The following is a 26,564-nucleotide window of genomic DNA, read 5'->3' on the forward strand; positions in this document are numbered from 1 at the left end:
GGGCGATCAGGTGTTCGTCGGATGCTTGTGCTCGGCCTGGTAGGCGAGCACGGCGTCGAGGGTCGCGGTGCGGTGGGCGCGCGCGACGAGCTCGATCTCGAGCGGTTCGGCGCCCCGCTCGATGAGGTCGAGGATGCGCTCGTGCTCGGCGACCGACTCGTGCGCGCGGCCCGGCACGAAGCTGAACGAGGAGTCGCGCAGCACCTTCATGCGGCTCCAGCCGCGGTGCACGAGATCGAGGATGTGCGGGTTCGGGCACTCCTCGAAGAGCACCGCGTGGAACTCGAGGTTCAGCTCGGTGAATCGGTGCGGCTCGAAGTCGTCGAGCGTGCGGCGCATGCGCTCGTTCACCGCGCGGGCGCGGCCCAGCTGCTCGGCGGTGAGGGTCGGCGCCGACAGTGCGGTCGCCGCGCCCTCGACGAGCGCGAGGGTCTGCATGGTGTGCAGGTACTCGGTCTCCTTGATGAGGGCGACCTGGGCGCCGACGTTGCGCTCGAAGGTCACGAGCCCCTCGGCCTCGAGCCGGCGGATCGCCTCGCGCACGGGCACCACGCTCACGTCGAGCTCGGCGGCGATCGCACCGAGCACGAGCCGGTAGCCGGGCACGTAGCGGCCGTCGTCGATGCGCTCGCGGATGAAGCCGTACGCGCGCTGCGACTTCGAGACGGCCGCGGTGGTCGTGTTCATCTCGCCCCCTCGGATGCCCCGGCGCCGGTCTCCGCCCGGTAGCGGGCGAGCCACTCGGCGTTCATCGGGAACAGCCCGTCGACCGCCGCGCCGGCGGCGACCTGCCGGGCGACGTACGCGTCCTGCCGCTCCTGCTCGGCCGCCTCGGCGGCGACCTCCGCGACGAGCTGCGGCGGGATCACGATGACGCCGTCGCCGTCACCGATGATGACGTCGCCCGGCTGCACCGCTGCGCCGCCGCAGGCGATCGTGACGTCGACCTCCCACGGCACGTGGCGACGGCCGAGCACGCTCGGGTGCGGCCCCTGCGAGAACACCGGGATGTCGAACTGCGCGACCGCGTCGAAGTCGCGCACGCCGCCGTCGGTGACGATGCCGGCGGCGCCGCGCACCTGGGCGCGCAGCGCCAGCACGTCGCCCACGGTGCCCGTGCCGCGCTCGCCGCGGGCCTCGACCACGAGGACCTCGCCGGGGCGCACCGTGTCGAACGCGAGCTTCTGCGCGTTGAAGCCGCCGCCGTGCGAGGCGAACAGGTCGGGACGGAACGGGATGAAGCGGAGCGTCTTCGCGAGCCCGAGGATGCGGTCGCCCGGGTGGTTCGCCCGCACGCCCTCGATGAAGATGTCGTGGTAGCCGCGCTTGCGGAGCGCGACGGAGAGGGTCGCGACGGCGACGCCGTCGAGGAGGGCGCGCACCTCCTCGGTGAGCACGGTCGGTTCGGGAGCCGAGGAGGGCGTCGCGCCCGTGGCATCCGCACCGCCGTCGGCGACCGCGTCGAGCGCGCTCGCGAACCCGGCCGCGACCGCGGCGGCGTGCTCGGCCTCGCTGCCCCAGGCCTCGATGCGCTGCGCGTCGTCGATCGCGGGCTTCGTGCCGAAGTCGCCGAAGGGCACGGTGCCCTGCGTCACGGTCGTGACGAGGCGGCCCGTGCTCGGCGCGCCGGGCGCGCCCGGGGCGTCGACCTCGACCTCGACGACGTCGCCGGGCACGACGACGGAGGATCCGGCCGGCGTGCCCGTGAGGATGACGTCGCCCGGTTCGAGGGTGAGGTGCTGGGAGAGGTCGGCGACGAGCCGGCCGAACGGGAAGAGCAGGGTGTCGCTCGTGTCCTCCTGCACGAGGGCGCCGTTCACCCAGGTGCGCACACGCCAGCCGTCTTCGCCCGCGAGGCTCGCGGGGAGTGCGGCCGGGCCGAGCGGGGTGAAGCCGTCGCCGCCCTTGTTGCGCACGTTCGAACCCTTGTCGGCTGCGCGCAGGTCGTAGACGCCGAAGTCGTTCGCCGCGGTGACCTGCGCGATGCAGCGCCAGCCGTCGGCGGGGGAGACGTGGCGGGCGCGCTCGCCGACGATGATCGCGATCTCGCCCTCGAAGGCGAGGAGTTCGGTGCCGGCGGGGCGCTCGACGGTGCCGCCCGTGCCGGCGAGGGAGGAGGCGGGCTTGAAGAAGTAGCTCGGCTGCGCGGGCGTGCGACCCCGCTGCGCGGCCCTCGACGGGTAGTTGAGGTGCACGGCGATGATCTTGCCGGGGGTGGCGATGGCCTCGTTCGTCATTGACGTCCTCGTCTCGTGATATTTGAAATGATATACGATCTGCGCGTGCGATGGGGGCGGTCGGCGGATGTCACGGGGTCGATCCGCTGGACCGGGGCGCTGCGGGCCTCAGTAGCTCGTGCGTGGGGCGCCCGTGGCATCCGTGTCGCCGCGCGACCCGATGAAGCGCTCGGCGAGCGCCTCGGACGCGCGGGCGAGGAGCGCGACGTCGGCGCCGACGGCGACGAACGAGGCGCCGGCGGCGAGATACCGCTCGGCGTCGGCCGGCACGAAGGCGTTGACGCCGACGGGCTTGCCCGCCGCTCGCACCGCCTCGATCGTGCTGAGCACCGCGTCGACCACCTCGGGGCGGTTCGGCTGCCCGACGAGCCCCATCGACGCGGCCAGGTCGGCCGGGCCGATGAACACCGCGTCGACGCCGTCGACCGCCGCGATCTCGGCGGCCGCCCCGACCGCCTCGGCCGACTCGATCTGCACGATCAGGCTGATCGTCGACGAGGCGGTGCCGAGGTAGCCCTCCACGCGGTTCCACCGGGAGGAGCGGGCGAGCGCGGCGCCCACGCCCCGCTCCCCGCCGTCGGCGCCGTCGGGGTAGCGGACCGCGCGCACGAGCTCGGCGGCCTGGGCGGCCGAGTGCACCATCGGCACGAGCAGGTTCTGCACGCCGAGGTCGAGGTACTGCTTGATCACGACGGTGTCGCCGATCGGCGGCCGCACCACCGGGGCGACGGGGTAGCCCGAGACGGCGTAGAGCTGGTGCAGGATCGTCTGCAGGTCGTTGGGGGAGTGCTCGGCGTCGATGAGCACCCAGTCGAGGCCGCTGCCTGCGGCGATCTCGGCGACGAGCGGGCTCGCCGAGCACACCCACATGCCGATCTGCGGGCGGTCCGACTCCGCGATGCGGGCGGTGAGGGTCGCGGGGAGGTTCATTCGAATCGGCATGAGATCGTCCCGAGCTGTCCGTAGTCGGCGTGCACGGTGTCGCCGCGCTCGACCCACATGGGGCGGGTGAAGGAGCCGGCGAGGATGATCTCGCCGGCGCCGAGCGACTGGCCGTGCGCGGCGAGCTTGTTCGCGAGCCACGCGACGCCCATCGCGGGGTGGCCGAGCACCGCGGCGGCGACGCCCGACTCCTCGATGGTCTGGTTGCGGGAGAGCAGCGCCCCGACCCAGCGCAGGTCGACCTGGTCGACCTTCACCGGGCGGCCGCCGAGCACCATCGCGCCCATCGCGGCGTTGTCGCTGATCGTGTCGACGATCGTGCGGCCCTGCAGCTCGATGTGGGAATTCAGGATCTCGAGCGCGGGCACCACGTAGGCGGTCGCGTCGAGCACGTCGAAGATCGTGGTGTTCGGGCCGGTGAGCGGCTTCGCGAGCACGAAGGCGAGCTCGACCTCGATGCGCACGTTCGAGAAGCGGTCGAACTCGACCGAGGCGCCCGACTCGATGACCATGTCGTCGAGGATCACCCCGTAGTCGGGTTCGGTGATGCCGGTGGCGACCTGCATGACCTTCGAGGTGAGGCCGATCTTGCGGCCGACGAGCCGGGCACCGGCCGCGATGCGCCGTTCGGCCCAGACGCGCTGCACGGCGTAGGCGTCGTCGACGCTCATGCCGGGGTGGCGCGCGGTGAGCAGCGGGACGGTCGTTCGGTCGCGGTCGGCGGCGACGAGTTCGTCGGCGATCGCATCGATCACGGGCTGGTCGAGCACAGGCACTCCACTTCGTCGAGGCTCCATACGGGAGGTCGGGCGCCGCGAGGATGCCGGTGGTCGGCGACGGCGCGTGACATCCATGATCGTATACGATCTGGGGCGGCAGGCGTGCGACGCTCAAGGCGCCGGGTCCTGCATCGCCGCCATCGAGGTGACACGACTGGTCGTTCGGGTGGCTCGCGAAGCGACCGTTCGCGTCACCTCGACGCATGAGCGGCGGGTTGGATGACACGGGCCGCCGTGCGGGTGTACTTTCAGCCCGAGAGGGGGCCCACATGACTGAGACGATCTCCTTGGCGGCTGAGACGCCGGGGCCCGCGCAGCCGAGCAGGCGCAACGAGTCCGAGGCGGTGTTCGCCGCGCTGGCCGCGGGCGCGGTGGGCGCGCTCTACGGGTTCATCATCGCGATGGTCGTGCCCGTGCTGACCCTCGCCGGCGAGAACGACTCGCTCGGCACGTGGGCCGCGATCGCCGCGGGCATCGTCGCCGCCGCGGCCTCCGCCGTCTCGTACTGGCGTGCGCGTTCGTTGCCAGAGCAGCAGTGGCGCCGCACGCTGCCGTCGTGGACGTTCTCGGTCAACGCCGTCTCGGTCTCGGTCGCCCACGGGGCGCTCGCCCTCGTCGCCGTGTTCGCCCTGTTCCGCGTGCTCTCGCTCGGGTTCATCGGGCTGCCGCTGTCGAACTTCTGGGCGGTCGTGCTTTCGGCCGTGACGATCGGGCTCTCGGCGTACCTCGCGTACCTGTCGGCCTCGCAGACGACGACGCAGCGCATGTCGTCGCTGATGCTGTCGTTCATCGCGATCGGCACCCTCACGGCGATGGTCACGACCCCCGACCCGAACTGGTGGACCTACCACTTCAGCCAGCTCGGCACCTACGACGAGCTGTCGAGCTGGGTGTTCAACGGCACCCTGATCTGCGCCGGCCTGCTCGTGACGACGTTCGCCGTCTACGTCGCGCGCGACCTGCAGGTACTCGCGGCGCAGCGCGGCGAGGAGAACGCCCCGCGCGTGCGGATCGTGCCGGCCCTGTTCGTCGTGATGGGCGTCATGCTCGCGTGCGTGGGCGTCTTCCCGGTCGACGTGCACCTGCTGCTCCACAACCTCTCGGCCTCGGGCATGGCGCTCGTATTCCTCGTGATGCTGTTCGGGGGCCACTGGCTGTTCCGCGGACTCCCGCGCACCTACTTCGTCTCGGCGTGGGTCTTCGCCGGGGCGATGGTGGCCTCGGTCGTGCTCTTCGCTGTCGGCTACTTCGCCCTGACCGCCTTCGAGATCATCGTCTTCGCGCTCATCTTCGGGTGGATCGCGGTGTTCATCCGATTCCTCCGCGTCGCGGCGCAGCTCAGCGCGAGTTCACCCGGATGATCTCCTCCTGGTACGGCGCGACGACCGTGCCCGAGATGCGGCAGTCGAGCAGCAGGAAGCGGCGTTCGGCGACGGGCGTCGCCGCCCAGTCGGCGAGCCGGTCGAGGGCGGCGAGCTCGCGCACCACGACCCCCTCGGCGCCGAACGCCGCCGCGGCCGCCGCGAAGTCGGCCTCGGGGATGAGCATGGGCGCCTCGGCGAGCCCCTTCAGGCCGTAGAGGTTCACCTCGGCGCCGTACGCCGCGTCGTTCCAGATGACGGCGATGCCGCGGCCGCCCGCGGTGCGCACCGCGGTCTCGAGATCGGCGAGCGCCATGAGGCCGCCGCCGTCGCCGCTCGTCAGCACGATCGTCGACCCGGGCCTCGCCGCAGCGGCGCCCGCGACGCTCGGGAAGCCCTGCCCGATCGACTGGAACGCCGTGCCGACCATCATCATGCGGTCGGGTGAGGCGACCGGCCAGTACATGTTCGCCCAGCCGATGAAGTGCCCGCCGTCGGAGACGACGACCCGGTCCTCGGGGAGGAGCTCGGCGAGTCGTGCGGCGACCGCCCGCGGGTCGAGGCGCCCGTCGTCGGCGAGGCCGTCGGCGCGTTCGGGCAGCTCGTAGGCGCGGAGCGCCGTGGCATCCACCCGATCGCGCCAGCCCGAGGGCGTCGCCCGCACCGCTGCGAGCTCGGCGACGAGCGCGCGCGCGACGACGGCGGCGTCGCCGCGCAGATAGCCGCCGACGTGGGGGTGCGTCGCCGACGGGGCGACGTCGATCTGGAACACCTTCGTGCCGGGCGCGAAGAGTTCGCCGAAGCGCATCGTGAACTGGTTGAGCGACGCGCCGAACACGACGGCGACGTCGGCCTCGCGCACGAGCCCCATCGCACCCTCGGCGCCGAAACCGCCGGTCACGCCGAGATCGAAGCGGTTCTCGGGGAAGATGCCGCGGCCGAGCGCCGTCGACGCGGTGATCGCCCCGGTCGCCGCGGCGAGCTCGCCGAGCGCCTCGCCCGCGTCGGCGAGCCACGCTCCGCGACCGGCGAGGAGGAACGGTCGCTCCGCGCCCGCGAGGGCGGCGGCGAGTTCGGCGAACACGCCGGTCGCGAACTCCCCGCTGAGCGCGAGGGGCGCCGGATGCCGCGGGGCGGGCGCCTCGACGAACGGACCGGCCTCGGCCGCGGCGACGTCGTAGGGGAGCGCCAGCACGACCGGCACCCGGTAGCTCAGCGCGTGCTCGATCGCGATGACCGTCGTCGCCGGGGCATCCGTGCGCCCGACCGTGTAGGTGCGCGCGCCGACCGCGGAGGCGAGCGCGATCTGGTCGACGTCCCACGGGCGGCGGCCCGAGGTCGGCTCGTCGCCGACGACGAGCACGAGGGGTACCCGGGCCTGCGCGGCTTCGGCGAGCGAGGTGAGCGTGTTCGTGAACCCCGCCCCGTAGGTCGAGGTGGCCGCAGCGAGCCGCTTCGACGCCCGATAGTGCGCGTCGGCGGCCACGACACCGCCCGCCTCGTGCCGCACGGCCGTGAATGCGGCATCCGTCTCGCGCTCGAGCGCGTCGAGGAAGTACGCGTTGCCGTTGCCCATCACGCCGAAGACGTGGTCGACGTGGGCGGCGAGGGTGCGCGCGACGTGCGCGGCGACGGTGGTGTTCGAGGGTGCGGGCATGGCGGAGCCTTTCGAGACGTGAACGGATGAGGGATTCCGTATGTGTCTCGCGGCAGTGGCCCGCTTCGTGCCCATTTTTCGAGCACCGGCGCGGCGGGTCGAAACCCTGCGGCGCGCCTGGACGAGGTCGAGTATACGACGATGCCGGGCGTGATGACGTCGGGGCCCGACCGGGCCGGGGCCCGACCGGGCCGGAGCCCGCCCGCATCGCGCGGGCGGGCCCCGGCCGTCAGCTCAGCGCCTCAGCAGCTCAGAGGCGCTCCTGCTTCGGGGCGAGCGGCGTCGGCTCCATCGGCTGGTCGTTCGCGGTGAGGTCGATGCCGAGGTCGCGCGCGTAGACCACGCGGGTCGCGACGCTGACGTCGTCGCCCGACTCGGTGAGCTCGAACACGCGGCCGCCGCGCATGCGGTTGCGGTCGGCGCCCGGCAGGCCGTACGCGCCGAAGCCGGTGCCGGGCGCGTAGCCGAGCAGCACGCCGTAGTAGTCGCCGACGTAGTCGTTCACGTGGTCGTGGCCGACGAAGACGCCCTTGACGTCGCCGCGCTCGAGGATCGCGTTGTACATGCCCGAGTTGATGGGGCCGGGGCACTCGTCCTCGTTGCGCTCGCCGACGATCGAGTGGCGGGCCTTGCCGCGCGCGGCGTCGGCTGCGGTGCGGGTGTCGACGCCGCCCCACCACATGAAGCGGTGCTCCCACAGGGCGATGTGGATGAACATGAGGCCCGGGAGCTTCCGCCCGAGCTTCTTCTCGAGCTGCATCGACTCCTCGCGGTACCAGGCGACCTGGTCCATGCGCAGCCAGTCCCAGGTCGGGTAGCCGGCGAAGTTCTGCCCGTTGATCGTGCCGGGAGCGTAGCGGCCCGAGTCGAGCAGCCACAGCGCGAAGGCCTCGCGGTTCTTCTTCGTCGAGGAGCCGACGGGCACGATCGTGTTGCCCGTGCCGGTGACGCCGGCGATGTTCTCGGCGTTCATGTTGTAGTCGTACGAGCGGTAGAAGTCGAGCATGCCGGCCTCGTCGACGCCCGACTGGGGCAGCGAGTCCTCATCGTGGTTGCCGTAGGTGACGGCCCACGGGATGCCGCGGCTCTCCATCGGCCAGACGACGTTGTTGATGGCCTGCTTCACCGCGAGTCGCGTCTCGCAGCCGCCCGTGATCACGTCGCCGTTGATGAGCACGAAGTCGGGCTGCTCCTGGTCGAGGGTCTTCTCGATGAGCTCGACGGTGCGGCGGTCGGTGAGCTCGTCGTCCTGGGTGTCGTTGAACTGCACCACCTTGAAGGTGCCGTCTGCGTGGAACCGCAGCTTCGGCCCGTTCGCGCGCGGGCTGCCGGCGGGGGAGCGTCGCGGGTCGGCGGGGGCCGCGTTCGCGGCGCCGACGGGCAGCGCGGCGCCGACGGCGCCGAGCGCTCCGGCGGTGATCACGGCGCGGCGGCTCACGGGAAGTCGGTCGGGCATGTCTGGTCTCCTCATCGTCGGCGACGGTCGCCGGGTGCGACGGTAGGGCGGCCGGATGACTCGGGCGCGACCAGCGGGTGAACGTTGGCCCGCTCCGCCACGGCATGATGGACGCATGAAGACCGTGCAGTTGCGCCGCTACCAGATCGTCCCCGGCGAGTACGAGGCGTTCGTCTCGTGGTTCGAGGAGCGGATGCCGGCGGTGCGTCGCGCGACCGGCTTCGAGGTCGAGTTCGCCTACGGCGTGCCGGCGGCGAACGAGTTCGTGTGGGCGGTGAGCGTCGCGGGCGACCGCGCCGAGTTCGAGCGCGTCGAGGCCGCGTATGTGGTGTCGCCCGAGCGTGCGGCGGCGTTCGACGGCATCCCCGATCGCATCGCCGAGAAGGAGATCTCGTACGTCGACGACGTGGCCATCGGCCGCGACGAGCCGCACGCCGGCTGACGACGGGCGCGGTCGCCGTCAGGCGGCGATCGCCCGTGCCCTGACGCCGGTCGGCGCCTCGCCGAACTCGGCGCGGAACGCACGGCTGAAGTGCGCGGCGTCCCGGAACCCCCACCGCGCCGCGATCTGCGCGACCGGGCGGTGCGCCGACAGCGGGTCGACGAGTTCGCGACGGCATCGATCGAGGCGGCGGGCGCGGATCCAGCTGGAGACGGTCAGGCCCTCCTCGTGGAAGACGGCGTGCAGGTGCCGCGTCGAGATGAAGTGGGCGGCGGCGATGCTCGTGGGATTGAGCTCGGGCGAGCCGAGGTGCTCGTCGATGTACGCCTGGATGCGACGCAGCATCGGCCGGTGGGGCTTGTCGGCGTCGCGGGCGACGTCGAGCTGCTGCGCGTACATCGTCGTCACCAGGTCGACGGCGTTGCGCGCGAGCCTCGCGCCGACCGGCCCGTCGAGCTGGTCGAGCTGCCCGGCGAGACCGCCGAGGAACCCCGAGACCACGCGCGCGAGCCCCTCGTCGCCCGAGAGAGTCGTCGCGGTCATGCCGCGCACCGCCTCCGTCGGCAGCTCGATCAACCGGTGCGGCACCATGAGCACCGCCGTCGTGAAGCGCTCCTCGAACACCAGCGAGTACGGGGTGTTCGTGTCGTAGATGGCCAGGTCGCCGGGGCGCACCACCGCCTCGCGCCCGTCCTGGATGAGCAGGCCGCTGCCCGAGAGCTGCAGGCCGAGCTTGAAGAAGCGCGCCTCCTTGCCGGCCACCAGCTCGGGCGTCCGCCGGATCTCGTGCGCGTCGGCGGTCACGACCGAGAGGTGCACCTCGTCGGATGACGCGGTGCGGAGCCCGCCGCGGAAGGAGTCGGGTCGCTCGGGGTGCACGCGCAACGGCACGAACGATCGCGACACGAGGCCGGCGAACTGCGCGAAGTCGAGTGGCGCGGCGGTGTCGGCGGCGGGGGATGTGCCGAGCGAGTGCTCCACGGGGTCACCTCAGTCTCTCTCCGGACGTCCTCGTCCGGCACGGGTGCGGTTATTCTACGCACGTAGTGCGAAGACCGACAGTGGGACGTGCACCGGAGGGCAAGGGCCGTTCACGCAGCGACAACCCGCCACGGCGGGAGAGGGGTGATGATGACGGGCATCGTGCGAGGCCGTCGGGGTCTCGCGCACCCGGACGAAGGACCTCTGCCATGACCTCAACGTCGACAACGTCGCCGACGACGACCAGCGGTGCGCTCGGTCGACGCCGCCTCGGCGTGCCCTCCATCACCCTCATGATCATCGCGGCGTCCGCGCCGCTCACCGTCGTCGCCGGCGGGGTCACCAGCACCTTCGCCGTGACCGGGGTCATCGGCGTGCCCCTCGCGTTCCTCCTGCTCGCCGCCGCGCTCGCCGTCTTCGCCGTCGGATACGCGGCCATGAGCCGGTTCGTCACGAACGCCGGGGCGTTCTACGCGTACATCGCGCAGGGGCTCGGCCGGCCGTTCGGCGTCGGCGCCTCGCTCGTGGCGCTCGTCGCCTACAACGCCATGCAGATCGGCATCTACGGGCTCTTCGGATTCCAGCTCTCCATGTTCCTCGAGGCGAAGCTCGGCATCTCTACGCCGTGGTGGCTCTGGATCTTCGTCTGCATCATCGTGGTGGGCGTGCTCGGCGTGAACCGCGTCGACCTGTCCGCGAAGGTGCTCGGCACGCTCGTCGCCCTCGAGTTCGCCGCGGTGCTCGTGTTCGACCTCGTCGCGCTCGCCGTGGCGCCCGAGGGCGTGAGCACCGCCGCGCTCGAGCCGTCGAGCCTCTTCGTGCCCGGCATCGGCGCCGTGCTCTCGTTCTGCATCGCGGCCTTCATGGGCTTCGAGTCGGCCGCCATCTACGGTGAGGAGGCGAAGAACCCGAAGCGCACGGTCGCGCGCGCGACCTACGCCGCCGTCGCGATCATCGGCGTGTTCTACGCGTTCAGCGCGTGGGCGTTCACGGTCGGCGTCGGGCCGTCGCAGATCGTCGAGGCGTCGGCGACCTTCGGGCCCGACCTGATGTTCGTCTTCATGGGCGAGCACGCCCCCGTCATCATCAGCGACATCATGCAGGTGCTGTTCCTGACGAGCCTCTTCGCGGCCCTCCAGTCGTTCCACAACGCCGTCGCCCGCTACCTCTACTCGCTCGGTCGCGAGGGCGTCCTGCACCGCGGCCTCGGGGCGGTCCGGCAGGCCTCCCGTGCGCCCTGGGCGGGGTCGGTCGTGCAGAGCGTGATCGCGATCGTCGTGACGCTCGGGTTCGTCGTCGCGGGCGAGGGCATGGGGCTGAAGAACGACTTCGCGCCGGTCGAGTTCCTCTACCCGGTGCTCACGATGTTCACGTGGCTCACCAACACGGGGGCGATGGGGCTCGTGCTCCTCATGGGCATCGTGGCGATCTCGGTCATCGGCTTCTTCCGTCGTGATCGGCGCGGCGTGAGCACGTGGGCTGCCGTCGTGGCGCCGTCGATCGCCGCGGTCGTGCTGTTCACGGTGTTCGTGCTGATCGTGGCGAACTTCGACGTGCTGCTCGGCCAGGCCGAGACCACGCCGGCGACCTTCGTGCTGCCGGCCCTGCTCATCGTCCCCGGCATCCTCGGCGTCGTATGGGCGTTCGCGCTGCGCCGTCGCGATCCCGCGCTGTACCAGCGCATCGGTCACGGGGTCGACGAGGCGGAGGCCGCCGTGCACGGCTCGGAGCCGCACCGCGGGATCTGAGGCGCACGTGGCGCGGTCGCGTCGGTCGCTCGCTCAGGCGAGCGCGGCGACGACGCCCGGCACGGCCATGGCGGCGAGCATGAGCGACGTGCTCGCCGCCTCGGCCGCGTGCCGGAGGCGCCGCGCGTCGTCGGCGCGCAGCTCTCTGGCCACGAGGCATCCGCCGAACACGGTCATGGTGAGCGCGGCCAGCGCGAAGGCGACGCCGCCGCTGCCGTGCGCGTGGGTCGAGGCGGCGGCGCCGGCGGCCGCCGGCAGCGCGAACGCCCAGCCGCCGACGATGAACGTCAGTGCGCGGTGCAGCAGGCGCAGGTGCTCCGGTGGGAGGATCCGCGTCCCGCGTGCGGCCCGTCCGGTGCGCAGGCGCACCCCGAGTGCGAGTCCGATGCCGACGAGCGCCATCGTCCAGGCGAGCGGGGGAGCCAGGCGGGTGAGCGCCATGTCGCACATCGCGAGGAGCATGACGGCGGAGGCCGCGAGGTCGAGCGCCGCACGGCGGGTCGTCACCGCGCACCCCGCGCCGGTGAGCGCGCCGACGAGCATCGCGCCGTGGGCGAATTCGTTCATCTCGGGACTTCCCTGTCTCGTGGATGCAGGCTAATGTATCTCAACATTCGTAGAGAAAACGAGGATCCAGCATGACAACGACGTCGGCCCAGCACTCGCACCACGCGAGCCCGTCACCCATCGACACCCTCCCGTCGCCCCTGCGCGACACCGACCCGCTGCGCGGCCTCGCCGCCGAGGAGATCGTCGCGACGCGCGAGATCCTCGCCGCCGCCGGGCTCGTGCGCGAGACCACCCGGTTCGTGTACGTGGGCGTCGACGAGCCCGCGAAGGCCGAGGTCCTCGCCGGGATCGAGCTGCCCCGCGTCATCCGTGCCCTGCTGCTCGACCAGGCCACCGGCGCCTCGCACGACGCACGCGTCTCACTGACCGCCCGCGAGGTCGTCCGCGTCGACGAGATCGACGGGGCGAACGGCCAGGTGCCGATCCTCGACGTCGAGTTCGAGGCGATCTACGACCTGCTCGGCCGCGAGGACGAGTGGCACGCCGCGCTCGCCAAGCGCGGCATCACCCACGAGCAGGTCGCGCTCGCGCCGCTTTCGGCGGGCCAGTACGGCTTCGAGAACGAGCGGGGGCGCCGCGTCATCCGCGTGCTCGCCTTCATGCGGCAGTACGAGCAGGACCACTGCTGGGCGCACCCGGTGGACGGGCTCTGCGCCTACGTCGACATGGTCGAGGGCCGCATGTTCGAGCTCGTCGACCACAAGGTCTTCCCCATCCCCGCCGAGGGCGGCAACTTCGACGACCCCGAGGTGCAGGGCGCACCGCTCGACACCCTGAAGCCCATCGCGATCACCCAGCCCGAGGGGCCGAGCTTCACCGTCGACGGCGACGAGGTGTCGTGGGCGAACTGGCGCTTCTCGCTCGCGTTCGACGCCCGCGAGGGGCTCGTGCTGCGGCGCATCCGCTTCGTCGACGCCGACCAGGGCGGCGCCGAGCGCGACATCGTCTACCGCGCCTCGATCGCCGAGATGGTCGTGCCCTACGGCGACCCGTCGCCCGCGCGCTTCTGGCAGAACTACTTCGACACCGGCGAGTACGTGTTCGGCCGCTACGCGAACTCGCTCGTGCTGGGCTGCGACTGCCTCGGCGAGATCCACTACTTCGACGCCACGCTCGCCGATGAGCTCGGCAACCCCCGGGTCATCCCGAACGCGATCTGCATGCACGAGGAGGACTACGGCACCCTCTGGAAGCACACCGACATCTACACCGGCTCGAACGAGGTGCGCCGCCAGCGCCGCCTCGTCATCAGCTTCTTCACCACCGTCGGCAACTACGACTACGGCTTCTACTGGTACCTCTACCTCGACGGCACCATCGAGTGCGAGGCCAAGCTCACGGGCGTCCTCTTCACCTCGGCGTACGACCCCGAGGCCGGCGACCACGCGAGCGAGGTCGCGCCGGGCCTCGGCGCCCCGTACCACCAGCACCTGTTCAGCGCACGACTCGACATGATGGTCGACGGCGTCGCGAACGCGGTCGACGAGGTCGACGCGGTGCGCCTGCCGATGGGCGAGGGCAACGAGTACGGCAACGCGTTCACCAAACGGACGACGCGCCTCCGCACCGAGTCGGAGGGCGTGCGCGACGCCGACCTCGCGGTCGGCCGGGCCTGGCACATCGTCAACACCGAGAAGCAGAACCGCCTGGGCCGGCCGGTCGCCTACGAACTGCTCGCGCAGGGGCTCCCGACGCTCATGGCCGACCCCGAGTCGGTCATCGCCAAGCGCGCGGGCTTCACCCGCAACCACCTCTGGGTCACGCGGTACGCGCAGGACGAGCGGTACCCGGCCGGCGACCTCGTGAACCAGAACCCCGGCGGCGACGGCCTGCCGCGCTACACCGCGGCCGACCGCTCGATCGACGGCGAGGACATCGTGCTCTGGCACACCTTCGGCCCCACGCACTTCCCGCGCGTCGAGGACTGGCCGGTCATGCCCGTCGACTACGCGAAGTTCACCCTGAAGCCCTACGGCTTCTTCGACCGCAACCCCGCGCTCGACGTGCCGTCGTCGGCGTCGATGGGCATGGCCTGCCACACCGATGCCGCGGCGCACGGTGCGCACGGCGGGTGCGGCTGCGCCGCGGGCTCGTGCACCTGCTCGGGGCACGCGCACTGAGCGACGCCTCGAGGGCACGAGCGGTCGGAGGTCGCGTCGGCGACGTCCGGCCGCCCGTCGCCGTCGCCCGCCGGGATCAGCGCAGCAGCTCGAGGTAGCCGTCGAGCATGCGGGTGAGCCGCTCGGGCCCCGAGGTGCCGGGCGACACGACCGCGACCACCTGCACGCCGTCGAGCAGGGCCATGAAGAGGTCGGTGACGAGGGCGACCTCGACGTCGTCGCGGATCTCGCCGAGCCGCTTCGCCGTCTCGAGGTGGCCCGTGATCTCGACGCGCCAGCGCTGCATGGTGCGCTCGTGGAGCTCGAGCAGCTCGGGCTCGTTGGCCGCGTACTCCCAGAACGGGATCACGATACGGGCTTCGAGGAGTCGTTCGTCGTCGATCGGGAAGATCTGCAGCATGAGCGCGCGCAGCGCAGCGAGCCCCTCGGCATCGGCGCGGACGGCCGCGAAGCGCTCGTTCGTCGCCTCGAAGACGTGCTCGAAGGTCGCGCCGAGCAGTTCCTCCTTGTTGCGGAAGTAGGGGAACAGGCCCCCGTTGGCCACGCCCGACTCCTTCGCGATCTCGCGCATGGTCGTCGCACGGAACCCCTTCGCCGCGATGAGGCGCCAGGTCGCGTGCACGATCGCGAGACGACGTTCGTCGTGGTCGACGATCTTCGGCATTGACCCTCCAGGGTGACGGCGGTGCGTTCGCTCCACGATACGCGGCGGCGCACCTGACACGGCGATGGCCGGGCGGGAGTCCTCCCGCCCGGCCATCGCCGTCGCGTGCGCGCGTCAGCCGTTGACGACCTGCGGCACGGCGAGCGCCTTGAGCCCCTCGACCCCGAACTCGAGGCCGTAGCCCGACTGCTTCGCCCCGCCGAACGGCACCATCGGGTGGACCACGCCGTGGGCGTTGATCCAGACGGTGCCCGACTGGATGCGGGACGCGACCTCGCGGGCGGCGTCGCGGTCGGACGACCAGACGGAGGCGCCGAGGCCGACGTCGACGCCGTTGGCCATCTCGATCGCCTCGTCGAGGTCGCGATACCGGATGATCGGGAGCGCCGGGCCGAACTGCTCCTCCGCCACCAGCGGGTGGTCGTTGTCGATGTCGGCGATCAGCGTCGTCGGGTAGAAGTAGCCCGGCTGCTCGCGGTCGGGCTCGCCGCCGAGCACGACGCGTGCGCCGGACGCCTTGGCCGACTCGACGAGCCGGTCGACGATGTCGAACTGCTGCTTGTTCTGCAGCGGCCCGAGCACGTTCTGCTCGTCGATGCCGACGCCCATCGGCATGGCGCCGGCGACCTCGGCGAGCGCCGCGACGACCTCGTCGTAGACGTCGTCGTGCACGTAGAGGCGCTTCAGCGCGGCGCAGGTCTGGCCCGTGTTGATGAACGCACCCCAGAACAGCCCCTCGGCGATCGCCGTCGGGTCGACGTCGGGCAGCACGATGCCGGCGTCGTTGCCGCCGAGCTCGAGGGTGAGGCGCTTGACCGTGTCGGCCGAGCTCCGGATGATCGCCTTGCCGGTGGCGGTCGAGCCGGTGAACATGACCTTCCCGACCTCGGGGTGGCTCGAGAGCGCGGCGCCGACCTCGCGGCCGCCGCTGACGATGTGCAGCACGCCCTCGGGGAGCACGGTGTTGATCACCTGCACGAGCGCGAGCACGCTGAGCGGCGTGTACTCCGAGGGCTTCACCACCACGGTGTTGCCCATGCGCAGTGCCGGGGCGATCTGCCACACGGTGATCATCTGCGGCCAGTTCCACGGACCGATGGCCCCCACCACGCCGATGGGGCGGTAGTGCAGCTCGGCGTGGGTCTCGCCGTCGTCGAACACGACCTCGGCCTCGAGCGGCGTCGCGGCGGCGGCTCGCATCCAGCCGGATGCCCCGCCCACCTCGAAGCGCGCGTTCGGGCCGTTGAGCGGCTTGCCCTGCTCGCGCGAGAGCAGGTGGGCGAGCGCCTCGGCGTTCGCGTCGATCGCGTCGGCGGCCTGCAGGAGCAGTTCGCTGCGGCGCTCGTGGCCGAGTGCGGCCCATGCCGGCTGCGCGGCCTTCGCGGCGGCGACGGCACGGTCGAGATCGTCGACCGTGTGCACCGGGGCGTGGCCGACCACGGCGCCCGTCGCGGGGTCGAGGACCTCGCGGCGTTCGCCGCCGTCCGGGGTGATCTCCGCGAGGAGCGCGGCGTGCGCCTCCTCGAGGACGGGGGTCTGGGTGTCGATGGTCATGGCTCCTCCACGTCGAGTCGTGACCATCCACGCTAGGAGCGCACGGCGACGTCGCGTTGTCTGCGCGCGCGGGGCGCTTGACCCGGAGCGCAGGCGACCGAGTCCATGCCGGCGACCGCCTGCGCGAATCCCCGGTGGCCGCGCGTGGTGAACGCCCCGATGAGGTTCGCGACGGCGAGGAGGAACCCGAGCAGTGCGAGCGGCCCCGGCAGCAGCGTCGCGATCGAGTAGCCGCCGATGCCGGCGGCGAAGCGGACGATTCGGCGCAGCGGCCGCGCGCCGTCCGGTTCGACCGCCTCGATGAGCACGACGCGCTCTCCGATGGTGACGCCGCCCAGGAGGACGGAGACGGCCTGCGCGGCGACTGCGATCAGGCTCATCGCCGCCATTGCGGCGACCGGGTCCAGCCACTCGGGCTTGTCGTCCGCCAGCAGGAAGACGACGGCGACCGTCGCCATCGCGAGCACGTAGCCGGTGAGCCCGACGACGATGAGGTCGACGAGCATGGCGAGCAGGCGCCGACCGGCCGTCACCGGGGCGACCGCCGCCACGCCCTCCTCCTGCGGGCGACGCCGCCACGGGCTGAGCACCGCGGCGGCGGTCACCGAACCGAGCACGGCGCCGACGGTGTTGGTCACGAGGTCGCCCGTGTCGAAGAGCCGGTAGGCGCACGGGAACAGTCCCCAGACGCCCGTGACCTGCGTCAGTTCGATCGCGAGCGAGACAAGGGCGCCCGTCGCGGCCGCGACGAGCACGCCGCGGGCGAACAGGGCTCTGACGAGGAACCCGAGCGGCAGGAAGAGCACGAGGTTCAGCGTGAACTGCTGGAACGCGGCGTTCCGCAGTAGTGAGCCGCCTGCTTCCGCCTGCAGGTGGGCGATGTCGGTGACCACGGCGATCGGGTCGAGCTGGACGCCGACGCACGAGTAGGGACCGTCCGGCACCGGCAGGAGCGTGTACGCCCAGAGGCCCATGACGTAGAAGATGAGCGCGATCCAGCCGAGCAGGCGTGCGCTCGAGAACCCGCCGCGTCGGCGGTAGCTCAGGGCGACGAGCGGCACGAAGGCGACGGCGAGGACTCCGGAGCCCACGACGACCGCGATGACTCCCGGCATGATGCGATCCACGTGACAGCAGTCTAGGGAAGCGCGCCGTCGCCCAGGCGTCGCGCCGTGATGCATCCGTTCGACGTCACGTACAGCAACTGCGCATGAATGTCTAGATATGATCGAGACATCCCCGGAAAGAATGCGGCCAGAGCTGCCCATCGGCAGCCGCTGTCGCACGACCCTGGTCGACGACGCCCACGTACGCTCGGCCGAGAGAGAAGACCGTGAGCCAAGAGTTCGACGCCCGCCGTGCTGAATGGATCGCCAAGGAAGAGCTCGCCGAGCGGATGATTCCGCTCATCGGCGGCCTCTACCGTGACCACGGGGTCGTGACCTCGATCCACGGTCGCCGCCTCATCAACCGCTCCGCCGTCGAACTCCTGAAGGCGCACCGCTTCGCCCGCCAGGCCGGCGACGTCGAGCTCGACCTCCTCGACACCATGCGCGTGCTCGAGGTGCTGCGCACGATCGCCCCCGGCCCCGCGTCGATCGACGTCGCCCGCATCGTGAGCCGCTACAACGACGCCGTCGGCGAGGGCGAGGCCCGCGAGCTCGTCGACTTCGTGCGCGACGAGATCGCCCCTGTCATCGCCGAGCACGGCGCCCCCGAGGCATCCGGCACCGATGTCGTGCTCTACGGATTCGGCCGTATCGGCCGCCTCCTCGCGCGCATCCTCATCGCCCACCAGGGTGGCGGCCAGGGCCTGCGACTCCGGGCGATCGTCGTGCGCAAGGGCGCCGAGAACGACCTCGTGAAGCGCGCGAGCCTCCTCCGCCGAGACTCGGTGCACGGCCCCTTCGCGGGCACGATCGAGGTCGACGAGCAGGCGAACACGATCCTCGCGAACGGCACGCTCATCCAGGTCATCTACTCGGACGACCCCGCAGCGATCGACTACACCGCCTACGGCATCGACGACGCGATCGTCGTCGACAACACCGGCCGCTGGCGCGACGAGGCCGGCCTCAGCCAGCACCTGCAGTCGAAGGGCGTCGCCCGCGTGCTCCTCACCGCTCCCGGCAAGGGCGCGATCAAGAACATCGTGCACGGCATCAACACCGACGACATCACCGACGCCGACCGCATCCTCTCGGCCGCGTCGTGCACGACGAACGCGATCACGCCGGTGCTCAAGGCCGTCGACGACGCCTACGGCGTGGTGCGCGGTCACGTCGAGACGGTGCACTCGTTCACGAACGACCAGAACCTCATCGACAACTTCCACAAGGGCGACCGCCGCGGCCGCTCGGCCGTGCTGAACATGGTCATCGCCGAGACGGGTGCCGCGAAGGCCGTGTCGAAGGCGCTGCCCGCCCTCGAGGGCAAGCTCACCGGTTCGGCGATCCGCGTGCCGACGCCCGACGTGTCGCTCGCGATCCTGAACCTCCAGTTCGAGCGGCCCGCGACGAAGGTCGAGCTGAACAAGTACCTCCGTCAGACCTCGCTCACCTCGCCGCTGCGCCAGCAGATCGACTACATCGAGTCGCCGGAGGTCGTGTCGACCGACTTCGTCGGCAACAACCGTGCGGGCATCGTCGACGGTCTCGCGACCATCGCCGACGGCACCGACGCGGTGCTGTACGTCTGGTACGACAACGAGTACGGCTACTCCTGCCAGGTGGTGCGCGTCATCGAGGCGATGGCGGGATCGCACCCGATCGTGCTGCCCGAGCGCCAGCCCGTCGTGCTCGCCCGCGAGCCCGAGCCGGTCGGCTGATCCCTCGAGACGGTTTCTTCGAGAACGAGACGGATGCCCCGTGCGCACGCGTGCGCACGGGGCATCCGTCGTTTCTCGTACCAAGCGAGCGCTTGGCTGGCTCTAGGCTGGGGGCATGAGCACTGAAGCCGTCATCGTCGACGTCATCCGCACGCCCGTGGGGCGCGGCAAGCCCGGGGGCCTCCTGTCCGGGGTGCACCCCGTCGACCTGCTCGCGGGGGTGCTCGACGCCCTCGTCAATCGCAACGACCTCGACCCGGCGCTCGTCGACGACGTCATCGGCGGCTGCGTCAGCCAGATCGGCGAGCAGAGCTACAACCTCACCCGCAACGCGGTGCTCGCTGCGGGCTTCCCCGAGCACGTGCCCGGCACGACGATCGACCGGCAGTGCGGCTCGAGCCAGCAGGCGGCGACCTTCGCGGCGCAGGCGGTGCTGTCGGGCCAGGCCGACATCGTGATCGCGTGCGGGGTCGAGTCGATGAGCCGCGTGCCGCTCGGCTCGAGCGCCGCGGGCGCCGACCCGTACGGCTCGCGCATCCGCACCCGCTACCCCGAGGGGCTCGTCAATCAGGGCGTCTCGGCCGAGCTCATCGCGGCGAAGTGGGGCTTCTCGCGCGACGAGCTCGACGCCTTCGCCGCCCGCTCGCACGAGCTCGCCGCCGCCGCGCAGCAGGCGGGGTCGTTCGCGAGCGAGGTCGTGCCGGTTCCGGGCGTCGACGGGCTCACCGACGAGACGGTGCGCCCCGGGACATCCGTGGAATCGCTCGCGGGCCTGAACCCGGCGTTCCGCACCGACCGGCTCGCCGAGCGGTTCCCCGAGCTCGACTGGCGAGTCACGCCCGGCAACTCCTCGCCGCTCACCGACGGCGCCTCGGCGGCGCTCATCATGAGCGCGTCGAAGGCCGAGCAGCTGGGGCTCACCCCGCGGGCCAGGTTCCGCTCGTTCTCGGTCGTCGGCAGCGACCCGCTGTACATGCTCACGGGCGTCATCCCCGCGACGGCGAAGGTGCTCGAGCGCGCCGGGCTCACGCACGACGACATCGACGCGTACGAGGTCAATGAGGCGTTCGCCTCGGTTCCGCTCGCCTGGCTCGCCGACACCGGGGCGGATGCCGCGAAGCTCAACCCGCGCGGCGGCGCCATCGCCCTCGGGCACGCGCTCGGCTCTTCGGGCACGCGCCTGCTGACGACCCTCGTGAACCAGCTCGAGGCGACGGGCGGCCGTTACGGCCTGCAGACGATGTGCGAGGGCGGCGGCATGGCCAACGCCACCGTCATCGAACGCATCTGACCTCGCCCAGCTCCCTCACCACCTTCCTCAGCTTTCCTCACCACACCCCACCACCCCGCCCGCTCGCCGAGATGACGCAAATCGTCGGATACGGCGGCTGGGAAACGACCATTCGCGTCACCTCGACGCCGCGACAGGAGAAGGAACCCGCACATGGAACTCAACGGAACCTCGGCGCTCGTCACCGGCGGGGCCTCGGGCCTCGGGCGCGCCACCGCACGCATGCTGCTCGACGCGGGCGCCTCGGTCGTGCTCGTCGACCTGCCCGGCCCCCGCGGCGAGGAAGCCGCCTCGGAGCTCGGCGACCGCGCGCACTTCGTCGCCGCCGATGTCGCGAACGAGGCGGAGGTCCAGGCCGCCGTCGACGCCGCCTCGGCGCTCGGCCCGCTCCGCGTCGCCGTCAACTGCGCGGGCATCGCGACGGGCAACCGCACGGTCGGCCGCGAGGGGCCCGCTCCGCTCGACGTGTTCGAGCGCACCATCCGCGTGAACCTCATCGGCACCTTCAACGTCACCCGGCTCGCCGCAGCGGCCATGGCGCAGACGGAGCCCACGACGGGCGCGGTCCCCGGGGGGCCGGCGACCGCGGAGCGCGGCGTCATCGTCAACACCGCCTCGGTCGCCGCGTTCGACGGCCAGATCGGCCAGGCCGCCTACTCGGCGTCGAAGGGCGGCGTCGCCGCGATGACGCTGCCGCTCGCGCGCGACCTGTCGAAGCTCCTCATCCGCGTCGTCACGATCGCCCCGGGCATCTTCGAGACGCCCATGATGGCGAACATGGCGCAGGAGGTGCAGGATTCCCTCGCCGCCCAGATCCCGCACCCGTCGCGCTTCGGCTCGCCGGCCGAGTACGCCGCGCTCGTGCGATCGATCGTCGCCAACCCGATGCTGAACGGTGAGACGATCCGCCTCGACGGCGGGATCCGCATGGGGCCGAAGTAGTCGGTCCAGGACCGGATGCCTCGGGGCCGACGATCGCTCGATCGCCGGCCCCGAGGCATCCGTGCCGTGCCTGACGGAATCGCCGCGCGCTCAGGCCCCGGTGCGACGAGGGCTGCGGTTGCCCGGGAAGTCGAGGGTGCCCCGCCCGCCGCCGCGGGCCGCCTTGACGATGCCGTCGATCGAGTCCCAGGCGCAGACCGCGGCGATGCCGCCGACGAAGAGCACCGACAGCACCCGCTCGGCGTCGGCGTCGAGGTGCGGCTCGATCAGGGCGAGGAAGTCGGGGCTCAGGAGCATCCCGTTGACGAAGAGCCAGATCACGGGGATCGCGAAGGCCGCGTTGAGCGCGAGGTTCACGAGGGCGTTGACCCAGTTCCAGTCGCTGCGGTAGATCCAGTAGGCGAACCCCGCCTCGAGCACGATGAGCACGAACAGGTACGGCAGCCAGAACGACCACAGCTCGGGGTCGAGCAGCGGGATCTTCGCGACCTCGCCCCCGAACCACACGATGCCGAACTGCTGCCAGACGAGGAACGCCGCGGCGATCGCGAGCCAGACGAGACTCGCGATGAGGTCGGCGCGGCGGTGCGGGCGGCGCGCCTCGGGCAGCTGCGGGAGCTGGTCGGGGGTCCACGCGAGCAGCTCGTCGGCGTCGACCGCGCCCGTGTCGTACCGCTCGATGAGTGCGAAGACGAGGGTCACCCAGAACGCCACGTGCACCGCGACGGTGATGCCGATGCCGACGGCGGAGCCGATGACCTCCCACCCGCCGCCGGCGAGTACGAGGCCGAGCGCAGCTGCCGCAGCGGCCGTCGCGGGCACGAACGATTCGAGGAGGAGCAGCAGCCGCCGCCAGATGAGGTAGTAGCGCGGGCCGATGAGCACGAGCGGCCGGTCGCTGTAGCTCGCCGCGAGCACCGAGGGATTGCCGAGCTCGACGAGGGCGTCGCGTTCGGCGGACTCGGGGGTCGAGGCTCCGGACTCGACCCGGGAGTCGATCGTGTCGGCGATGCGTTCGGCGAGGTCGCGCGAGAGCTCGTCGCGCTGTGCGGCCGGGACGTTGCGCGTCGCGGCGAAGAGGTAGCGCTCGGTCAGGGTGCTGGTGGTCATGATGCGTCTCCGTCGGTGAGGCCGGCGAGGGCATCGTCGATGCGTCGCCAGTCGGTCATGAGCGCGTCGGCGAGCAGCTCGCCTGCGGGGCTCGTGCGGTAGAACTTGCGGGGGCGGGCCTCGTCGGTGTTCCACTCGCTCGCGAGGAGGCCCTGCTTCTCGAGCCGGCGCAGCAGCGGGTAGAGCGTGTTCGCGTCGACGAGGATGCCCTGCGCATTGAGCGACTCGAGCAGGGCGTAGCCGTAGTCGGGCGTGCGCAGACGGATCAGGCACGCGAGCACGACGGTGCCGCGGCGCAGCTCTTGCAGGTGCCCGGCGGTCGTCTCATCGTGGTTCATGACTCACACGATACTGTGCGTCACACACTATTGCAAGAGAAACATTATTGGCCTGCGTGCGCCTCCAGGAACTCGTACACCGAAGCGTCGTCGACCCCGGGGAAGGTGCCCGACGGCAGCGGCGAGAGCACATGGGCGTGCAGCCGCGCGCTCGGCCACGCCTGCCCGGCCCACCGCTCGGCGAGCCCGTTGGGCGCGCTGCGGCAGCACGACTCGTCGGGGCAGGTCGACACCGCCCGCAGCGTCGTCTCGCGACCGCGGAACCACTTGGCCTGCGCGAACGGCACCCCCACGGTGATCGAGAACTCGTCGGCATCGGTGCGGCCGGTCTGCGTCGCGCACCAGAAGGTGCCCGCCGGCGTGTCGGTGTACTGGTAGTTCTCGGTCGTGCGGTTGGTGTGGCCGAACGCGGTGCGTGCGCTCCACTTCTTGCACACCCACTGGCCCTCGATCGAGCCGGTCACATCGGTCGGCAGCGGCAGGCCGTCGTTCTCGTAGCCCTTCAGCAGCGCACCGTCGCCCGCCACCCGCAGGAAGTGCAGGGTCATGTCGAGGTGCGAGGTCGCGAGGTTCGTGAACCGCAGCGCCGCAGCCTCGTGGGTCACGCCGAACGCGTCGCGGAAGTCCTCGATCGCGAGCCGCTTCTCCTTCTTCGCCTCCTGCAGGAACGCGACCGACGCGTCCTGCGGCATGAGGCACGCGGCGGCGAAGTAGTTGATCTCGAGCCGCTGCCAGAGGAACTCGGTGTAGCTCGCCGGGGGAGTGTGCCCGAGCAGGCGGTGCGCCATCGCCTGCAGCGCCATCGAACGCAGGCCGTGCCCGCCGGGGATGGAGGCGGGCGGGAGGTAGATGCGTCCGTTCGCGAGGTCGGTGATCGACCGCGTCGAGTCGGGCAGGTCGTCGACGTAGATGAGCTGGAATCCGAGCCGCTCGGCCATGACGCTCACCTCGCGGTGGGTCACGGCACCCGAACGGTGCCCCGAGGCGCGCACCTGCTCCTCGGCGAGGGTCTCGATGTCGGGGAGGTAGTTCGCCCGCTCGCGCATGCGCTCGCGCAGTTCGGTGTTCGCCCGCCGCGCCTCCTCGGGCGTCGCGATCGCCTCGCTCGCGCGCCGCTGCAGCTCGCGGTGGAGGCCGACGACCGCCTCGAGCGTGTCGTCGGTGATGCCGCGCGACGCCTTGATCGGCGGCAGGCCGAGGCTCGCGTACAGCTGGCTCGCCTGGGCGCGGCCGAGCTCGAGCTCGAGCGCCGCGCGACGGCTCGGCGCCTCCCGCGAGAGCAGCTCGGCGAGCTCGACGTCGAGCGCCGCCGCGAGCGCGTCGAGCGTCGACAGTTTCGGCTCGCGCTTGCCGTTCTCGATGAGCGAGAGCTGACTGCCCGCCATGCCGACGGCGTCGCCGAGCTGGTCGAGGGTGAGGCCGCGCTCGCCGCGGAAGTGGCGGATGCGGTGGCCGAGGGTCGCGAGGTCGGGGGAGCCTGCCTTCATGGGTTAAGAATATCGAAAGATCGATGATTCTTAACCGCTGATTTGGTCAGATGGATGCCACGAAACGCTGCATTCTGGAAACACGAACCACTCCGGCGCCCAGCCGGGAACCCATCTGGAAGGGACGACGATGACCATCTCCGAGTTCTCGATCGGCACCGAGGCATCCGACTCTGCATCGCACGCCCAGCGCGGCACGACCGACGCCGCCCTGCGCGCCTGGGTCGACGAGATCGCGGGCCTCACGAAGCCCGACGAGATCGTCTGGGTCGACGGCTCGCAGCACGAGGCCGACCTGCTCGAGAAGCAGCTCGTCGCCGAGGGCAAGCTCATCAAGCTCAACCCCGAATGGCGCCCCAACAGCTACCTCGCGCGCACCGACCCCTCCGACGTCGCGCGCGTCGAGGACCGCACCTTCATCTGCTCGACCTACGAAGAGGACGCGGGCCCCACGAACAACTGGCGGGACCCCCGCGAGATGCGCGCCGAGCTCACCGAGGTCTTCGACGGCTCCATGAAGGGCCGCACGATGTACGTCGTGCCGTTCTCGATGGGCCCCCTCGGCGGCCCCATCTCGCAGCTCGGCGTCGAGATCACCGACTCGCCCTACGTCGTGCTCTCCATGGGCATCATGACCCGCATGGGCGAGCAGGTCTACCGCCTCATCGAGGCCGGCGAGCCGTGGGTGCGCACCGTGCACTCGGTCGGCTACCCCCTCGTCGACGGCGTCGGCCGTCGTCGCGCCGAGATCGAATGGCCCTGCAACGACGAGAAGTACATCGTGCAGTTCCCCGACTCGCGCGAGATCTGGTCGTTCGGCTCGGGCTACGGCGGCAACGCGCTGCTCGCGAAGAAGTGCTTCGCGCTGCGCATCGCGAGCGTCATGGCCCGCGACGAGGGCTGGCTCGCCGAGCACATGCTGCTCATCAAGGTCACCTCGCCCGAGGGCAAGTCGTACCACGTGGCCGCGGCGTTCCCGTCGGCGTGCGGCAAGACGAACCTCGCGATGCTCCGTCCGACCATCCCCGGCTGGACGGTCGAGACCATCGGCGACGACATCGCCTGGATGCGCCCCGGCGACGACGGCCGTCTCTACGCGATCAACCCCGAGGCCGGCTTCTTCGGCGTCGCACCCGGCACGGGCGAGACGACGAACCCGACCGCCGTGCAGACCCTCTGGGGCAACACGATCTTCACGAACGTGGCGCTCCGCCCCGACGGCGACGTCTGGTGGGAGGGCCTGACCGACGAGATCCCCGAGGAGCTCACCGACTGGCAGGGCAACCCCTGGACGCCCGCGTCCGGCCGCCCCGCCGCGCACCCGAACTCGCGCTTCACGGTCGCCGCCGCGCAGTGCCCGCAGATCTCCGACGACTGGGACGCCCACGACGGCGTGCCGATCGACGCGATCCTCTTCGGCGGCCGCCGCGCGACGAACGTCCCGCTCGTCGCCGAGGCCCGCTCGTGGAAGCACGGCGTCTTCATGGGCGCGACCATCTCGTCCGAGAAGACCGCCGCCGCCGAGGGCACCGTCGGGGAGCTCCGCCGCGACCCCTTCGCGATGCTGCCCTTCTGCGGCTACAACATGGCCGACTACTGGGGTCACTGGGTCAAGATGGGCCGCGTCCTCGGCACGAACGCGCCGAAGATCTTCCAGGTCAACTGGTTCCGCAAGGGCGCCGACGGCTCGTTCCTCTGGCCCGGGTTCGGCGAGAACTCGCGTGTGCTCGAGTGGATCGTCGGCCGCATCGAGGGTGGCGCCGACAGCGTCGAGACGCCGATCGGCCTCCTCCCCGGCGAAGGCGCGCTGAACCTCGACGGCCTCGAGATGACCGACGAGGCGCTCGAGCAGCTCTTCGACGTCGACCGCGACTCGTGGCTCGCCGAGTGCGCGCTGACCGACGAGTACTTCGCCCAGTTCGGCGACCGCGTGCCGGCCGCCCTCAAGGCCGAGCTCGCGAGCCTGCGCTACCACCTCGAGCACGCCTCGGCACCCGTCGCCGAGTAGCACGCACCGGACCTCCGGTCGCGAAGGGCGGATGCCTCCCCACGCCACTC

General features: G+C 71.4%; 22 protein-coding genes. 8 read left to right on the plus strand and 14 right to left on the minus strand.

Annotation, left to right across the window (positions count from 1 at the left end):
• Positions 1 to 6: 6 nt before the first annotated feature.
• The 4 genes from ACFVTX_RS09285 to hpaH all read right to left on the minus strand — a co-directional run bounded on the left by ACFVTX_RS09285 (position 7) and on the right by hpaH (position 3,949).
• Positions 7 to 687 (minus strand): GntR family transcriptional regulator, encoded by a 681-nt coding sequence (locus tag ACFVTX_RS09285; protein ID WP_386899311.1) that lies wholly within the window; start codon positions 685 to 687, stop codon positions 7 to 9.
• Positions 684 to 2,237 carry a fumarylacetoacetate hydrolase family protein gene (locus ACFVTX_RS09290; RefSeq protein ID WP_386899313.1) on the minus strand — a complete coding sequence of 518 codons (1,554 nt, stop codon included), beginning with the start codon at positions 2,235 to 2,237 and terminating at the stop codon, positions 684 to 686. The genes ACFVTX_RS09285 and ACFVTX_RS09290 overlap by 4 nt, the downstream gene beginning before the upstream one ends.
• Before the next feature lie 108 nt (positions 2,238 to 2,345).
• Positions 2,346 to 3,179 (minus strand): aldolase/citrate lyase family protein, encoded by an 834-nt coding sequence (locus tag ACFVTX_RS09295; RefSeq protein WP_386899315.1) that lies wholly within the window; start codon positions 3,177 to 3,179, stop codon positions 2,346 to 2,348.
• On the minus strand, positions 3,164 to 3,949 hold the full coding sequence (gene hpaH, locus ACFVTX_RS09300) for a 2-oxo-hept-4-ene-1,7-dioate hydratase (protein ID WP_386899420.1): 786 nt from the start codon (positions 3,947 to 3,949) through the stop codon (positions 3,164 to 3,166). Before hpaH ends, ACFVTX_RS09295 begins: the two co-directional genes overlap by 16 nt.
• Before the next feature lie 278 nt (positions 3,950 to 4,227).
• Here hpaH and ACFVTX_RS09305 point away from each other — a divergent pair, with 278 nt between their 5' ends.
• Entirely contained in the window at positions 4,228 to 5,319 is a 1,092-nt protein-coding gene (locus ACFVTX_RS09305; protein ID WP_386899317.1) for a DUF998 domain-containing protein, read from the plus strand.
• On the opposite strand, the gene ACFVTX_RS09310 is transcribed toward ACFVTX_RS09305, so the two are convergent.
• Together ACFVTX_RS09310 and ACFVTX_RS09315 are read right to left on the minus strand one after the other, a co-directional pair.
• Positions 5,297 to 6,976 carry a thiamine pyrophosphate-binding protein gene (locus tag ACFVTX_RS09310; protein ID WP_386899319.1) on the minus strand — a complete coding sequence of 560 codons (1,680 nt, stop codon included), beginning with the start codon at positions 6,974 to 6,976 and terminating at the stop codon, positions 5,297 to 5,299. The two genes, ACFVTX_RS09305 and ACFVTX_RS09310, sit on opposite strands and share 23 nt — an antisense overlap.
• Positions 6,977 to 7,226: 250 nt before the next feature.
• On the minus strand, positions 7,227 to 8,432 hold the full coding sequence (locus ACFVTX_RS09315) for a metallophosphoesterase family protein (protein WP_386899321.1): 1,206 nt from the start codon (positions 8,430 to 8,432) through the stop codon (positions 7,227 to 7,229).
• 115 nt (positions 8,433 to 8,547) lie between these two features.
• Here ACFVTX_RS09315 and ACFVTX_RS09320 point away from each other — a divergent pair, with 115 nt between their 5' ends.
• Positions 8,548 to 8,874: a hypothetical protein gene (locus tag ACFVTX_RS09320; protein ID WP_386899323.1), complete on the plus strand. Its 327-nt coding sequence runs from the start codon at positions 8,548 to 8,550 to the stop codon at positions 8,872 to 8,874.
• Between the two features lie 18 nt (positions 8,875 to 8,892).
• Here the strand turns inward: ACFVTX_RS09320 and ACFVTX_RS09325 are convergent, their stop codons facing one another.
• The gene (locus ACFVTX_RS09325) at positions 8,893 to 9,855 is read right to left on the minus strand and encodes a helix-turn-helix domain-containing protein (RefSeq protein WP_386899325.1); all 963 of its coding nucleotides are present in this window, start codon (positions 9,853 to 9,855) and stop codon (positions 8,893 to 8,895) included.
• 209 nt (positions 9,856 to 10,064) lie between these two features.
• Here ACFVTX_RS09325 and ACFVTX_RS09330 point away from each other — a divergent pair, with 209 nt between their 5' ends.
• Positions 10,065 to 11,603, plus strand: a complete 1,539-nt coding sequence (locus tag ACFVTX_RS09330; protein WP_386899327.1) for an APC family permease — start codon at positions 10,065 to 10,067, stop codon at positions 11,601 to 11,603.
• Between the two features lie 33 nt (positions 11,604 to 11,636).
• Here ACFVTX_RS09330 and ACFVTX_RS09335 read toward each other — a convergent pair whose 3' ends face one another.
• The gene (locus tag ACFVTX_RS09335) at positions 11,637 to 12,170 is read right to left on the minus strand and encodes a hypothetical protein (protein WP_386899329.1); all 534 of its coding nucleotides are present in this window, start codon (positions 12,168 to 12,170) and stop codon (positions 11,637 to 11,639) included.
• Positions 12,171 to 12,241: 71 nt separating this feature from the next.
• Here ACFVTX_RS09335 and ACFVTX_RS09340 point away from each other — a divergent pair, with 71 nt between their 5' ends.
• The gene (locus tag ACFVTX_RS09340) at positions 12,242 to 14,293 is read left to right on the plus strand and encodes a primary-amine oxidase (RefSeq protein WP_386899330.1); all 2,052 of its coding nucleotides are present in this window, start codon (positions 12,242 to 12,244) and stop codon (positions 14,291 to 14,293) included.
• A 76-nt stretch (positions 14,294 to 14,369) separates the two neighbouring features.
• Here ACFVTX_RS09340 and ACFVTX_RS09345 read toward each other — a convergent pair whose 3' ends face one another.
• From ACFVTX_RS09345 to ACFVTX_RS09355, 3 genes are all read right to left on the minus strand, one after another.
• Positions 14,370 to 14,957 carry a TetR/AcrR family transcriptional regulator gene (locus tag ACFVTX_RS09345; protein WP_386899332.1) on the minus strand — a complete coding sequence of 196 codons (588 nt, stop codon included), beginning with the start codon at positions 14,955 to 14,957 and terminating at the stop codon, positions 14,370 to 14,372.
• Positions 14,958 to 15,071: 114 nt separating this feature from the next.
• Positions 15,072 to 16,511 carry an aldehyde dehydrogenase family protein gene (locus tag ACFVTX_RS09350; RefSeq protein WP_386899334.1) on the minus strand — a complete coding sequence of 480 codons (1,440 nt, stop codon included), beginning with the start codon at positions 16,509 to 16,511 and terminating at the stop codon, positions 15,072 to 15,074.
• 32 nt (positions 16,512 to 16,543) lie between these two features.
• Entirely contained in the window at positions 16,544 to 17,638 is a 1,095-nt protein-coding gene (locus ACFVTX_RS09355; RefSeq protein WP_386899336.1) for a VanZ family protein, read from the minus strand.
• A 269-nt stretch (positions 17,639 to 17,907) separates the two neighbouring features.
• Here ACFVTX_RS09355 and ACFVTX_RS09360 point away from each other — a divergent pair, with 269 nt between their 5' ends.
• The 3 genes from ACFVTX_RS09360 (at position 17,908) to ACFVTX_RS09370 (ending at position 21,571) form a co-directional block, all read left to right on the plus strand.
• On the plus strand, positions 17,908 to 19,338 hold the full coding sequence (locus ACFVTX_RS09360; protein ID WP_386899421.1) for a glyceraldehyde-3-phosphate dehydrogenase: 1,431 nt from the start codon (positions 17,908 to 17,910) through the stop codon (positions 19,336 to 19,338).
• Positions 19,339 to 19,453: 115 nt separating this feature from the next.
• Positions 19,454 to 20,629 carry a thiolase family protein gene (locus ACFVTX_RS09365; RefSeq protein WP_386899338.1) on the plus strand — a complete coding sequence of 392 codons (1,176 nt, stop codon included), beginning with the start codon at positions 19,454 to 19,456 and terminating at the stop codon, positions 20,627 to 20,629.
• A gap of 153 nt (positions 20,630 to 20,782) precedes the next feature.
• Positions 20,783 to 21,571, plus strand: a complete 789-nt coding sequence (locus ACFVTX_RS09370) for a 3-hydroxyacyl-CoA dehydrogenase (protein ID WP_386899340.1) — start codon at positions 20,783 to 20,785, stop codon at positions 21,569 to 21,571.
• Positions 21,572 to 21,661: 90 nt separating this feature from the next.
• On the opposite strand, the gene ACFVTX_RS09375 is transcribed toward ACFVTX_RS09370, so the two are convergent.
• From ACFVTX_RS09375 to ACFVTX_RS09385, 3 genes are read right to left on the minus strand one after another with little or no spacing between them, the layout of a single operon-like run.
• Positions 21,662 to 22,681, minus strand: coding sequence for a permease prefix domain 1-containing protein (locus tag ACFVTX_RS09375; protein WP_386899342.1), 1,020 nt, complete (start codon positions 22,679 to 22,681; stop codon positions 21,662 to 21,664).
• Complete coding sequence (locus ACFVTX_RS09380) at positions 22,678 to 23,019, minus strand: PadR family transcriptional regulator (protein WP_386899344.1); 342 nt, start codon at positions 23,017 to 23,019, stop codon at positions 22,678 to 22,680. Before ACFVTX_RS09380 ends, ACFVTX_RS09375 begins: the two co-directional genes overlap by 4 nt.
• A 44-nt stretch (positions 23,020 to 23,063) precedes the next feature.
• Entirely contained in the window at positions 23,064 to 24,506 is a 1,443-nt protein-coding gene (locus tag ACFVTX_RS09385; RefSeq protein ID WP_386899346.1) for a helix-turn-helix domain-containing protein, read from the minus strand.
• A 130-nt stretch (positions 24,507 to 24,636) separates the two neighbouring features.
• Between ACFVTX_RS09385 and ACFVTX_RS09390 the strand changes: the two genes are divergently transcribed.
• Entirely contained in the window at positions 24,637 to 26,514 is a 1,878-nt protein-coding gene (locus ACFVTX_RS09390; protein ID WP_386899348.1) for a phosphoenolpyruvate carboxykinase (GTP), read from the plus strand.
• The last annotated feature ends 50 nt before the right edge of the window (positions 26,515 to 26,564 follow it).

Origin of the sequence: Agromyces sp. NPDC058136 (assembly GCF_042884375.1) — a bacterium.
Taxonomy (GTDB): Bacteria; Actinomycetota; Actinomycetes; order Actinomycetales; family Microbacteriaceae; genus Agromyces.

Coding starts and splice junctions, on each gene's coding strand:
- ACFVTX_RS09285 (WP_386899311.1), bottom strand. CDS start 687: ATGAACACGACCACCGCGGCCGTCTCGAAGTCGCAGCGCGCGTACGGC.
- ACFVTX_RS09290 (WP_386899313.1), bottom strand. CDS start 2,237: ATGACGAACGAGGCCATCGCCACCCCCGGCAAGATCATCGCCGTGCAC.
- ACFVTX_RS09295 (WP_386899315.1), bottom strand. CDS start 3,179: ATGCCGATTCGAATGAACCTCCCCGCGACCCTCACCGCCCGCATCGCG.
- ACFVTX_RS09305 (WP_386899317.1), top strand. CDS start 4,228: ATGACTGAGACGATCTCCTTGGCGGCTGAGACGCCGGGGCCCGCGCAG.
- ACFVTX_RS09310 (WP_386899319.1), bottom strand. CDS start 6,976: ATGCCCGCACCCTCGAACACCACCGTCGCCGCGCACGTCGCGCGCACC.
- ACFVTX_RS09315 (WP_386899321.1), bottom strand. CDS start 8,432: ATGCCCGACCGACTTCCCGTGAGCCGCCGCGCCGTGATCACCGCCGGA.
- ACFVTX_RS09320 (WP_386899323.1), top strand. CDS start 8,548: ATGAAGACCGTGCAGTTGCGCCGCTACCAGATCGTCCCCGGCGAGTAC.
- ACFVTX_RS09330 (WP_386899327.1), top strand. CDS start 10,065: ATGACCTCAACGTCGACAACGTCGCCGACGACGACCAGCGGTGCGCTC.
- ACFVTX_RS09335 (WP_386899329.1), bottom strand. CDS start 12,170: ATGAACGAATTCGCCCACGGCGCGATGCTCGTCGGCGCGCTCACCGGC.
- ACFVTX_RS09340 (WP_386899330.1), top strand. CDS start 12,242: ATGACAACGACGTCGGCCCAGCACTCGCACCACGCGAGCCCGTCACCC.
- ACFVTX_RS09345 (WP_386899332.1), bottom strand. CDS start 14,957: ATGCCGAAGATCGTCGACCACGACGAACGTCGTCTCGCGATCGTGCAC.
- ACFVTX_RS09350 (WP_386899334.1), bottom strand. CDS start 16,511: ATGACCATCGACACCCAGACCCCCGTCCTCGAGGAGGCGCACGCCGCG.
- ACFVTX_RS09360 (WP_386899421.1), top strand. CDS start 17,908: ATGATTCCGCTCATCGGCGGCCTCTACCGTGACCACGGGGTCGTGACC.
- ACFVTX_RS09365 (WP_386899338.1), top strand. CDS start 19,454: ATGAGCACTGAAGCCGTCATCGTCGACGTCATCCGCACGCCCGTGGGG.
- ACFVTX_RS09370 (WP_386899340.1), top strand. CDS start 20,783: ATGGAACTCAACGGAACCTCGGCGCTCGTCACCGGCGGGGCCTCGGGC.
- ACFVTX_RS09375 (WP_386899342.1), bottom strand. CDS start 22,681: ATGACCACCAGCACCCTGACCGAGCGCTACCTCTTCGCCGCGACGCGC.
- ACFVTX_RS09380 (WP_386899344.1), bottom strand. CDS start 23,019: ATGAACCACGATGAGACGACCGCCGGGCACCTGCAAGAGCTGCGCCGC.
- ACFVTX_RS09385 (WP_386899346.1), bottom strand. CDS start 24,506: ATGAAGGCAGGCTCCCCCGACCTCGCGACCCTCGGCCACCGCATCCGC.
- ACFVTX_RS09390 (WP_386899348.1), top strand. CDS start 24,637: ATGACCATCTCCGAGTTCTCGATCGGCACCGAGGCATCCGACTCTGCA.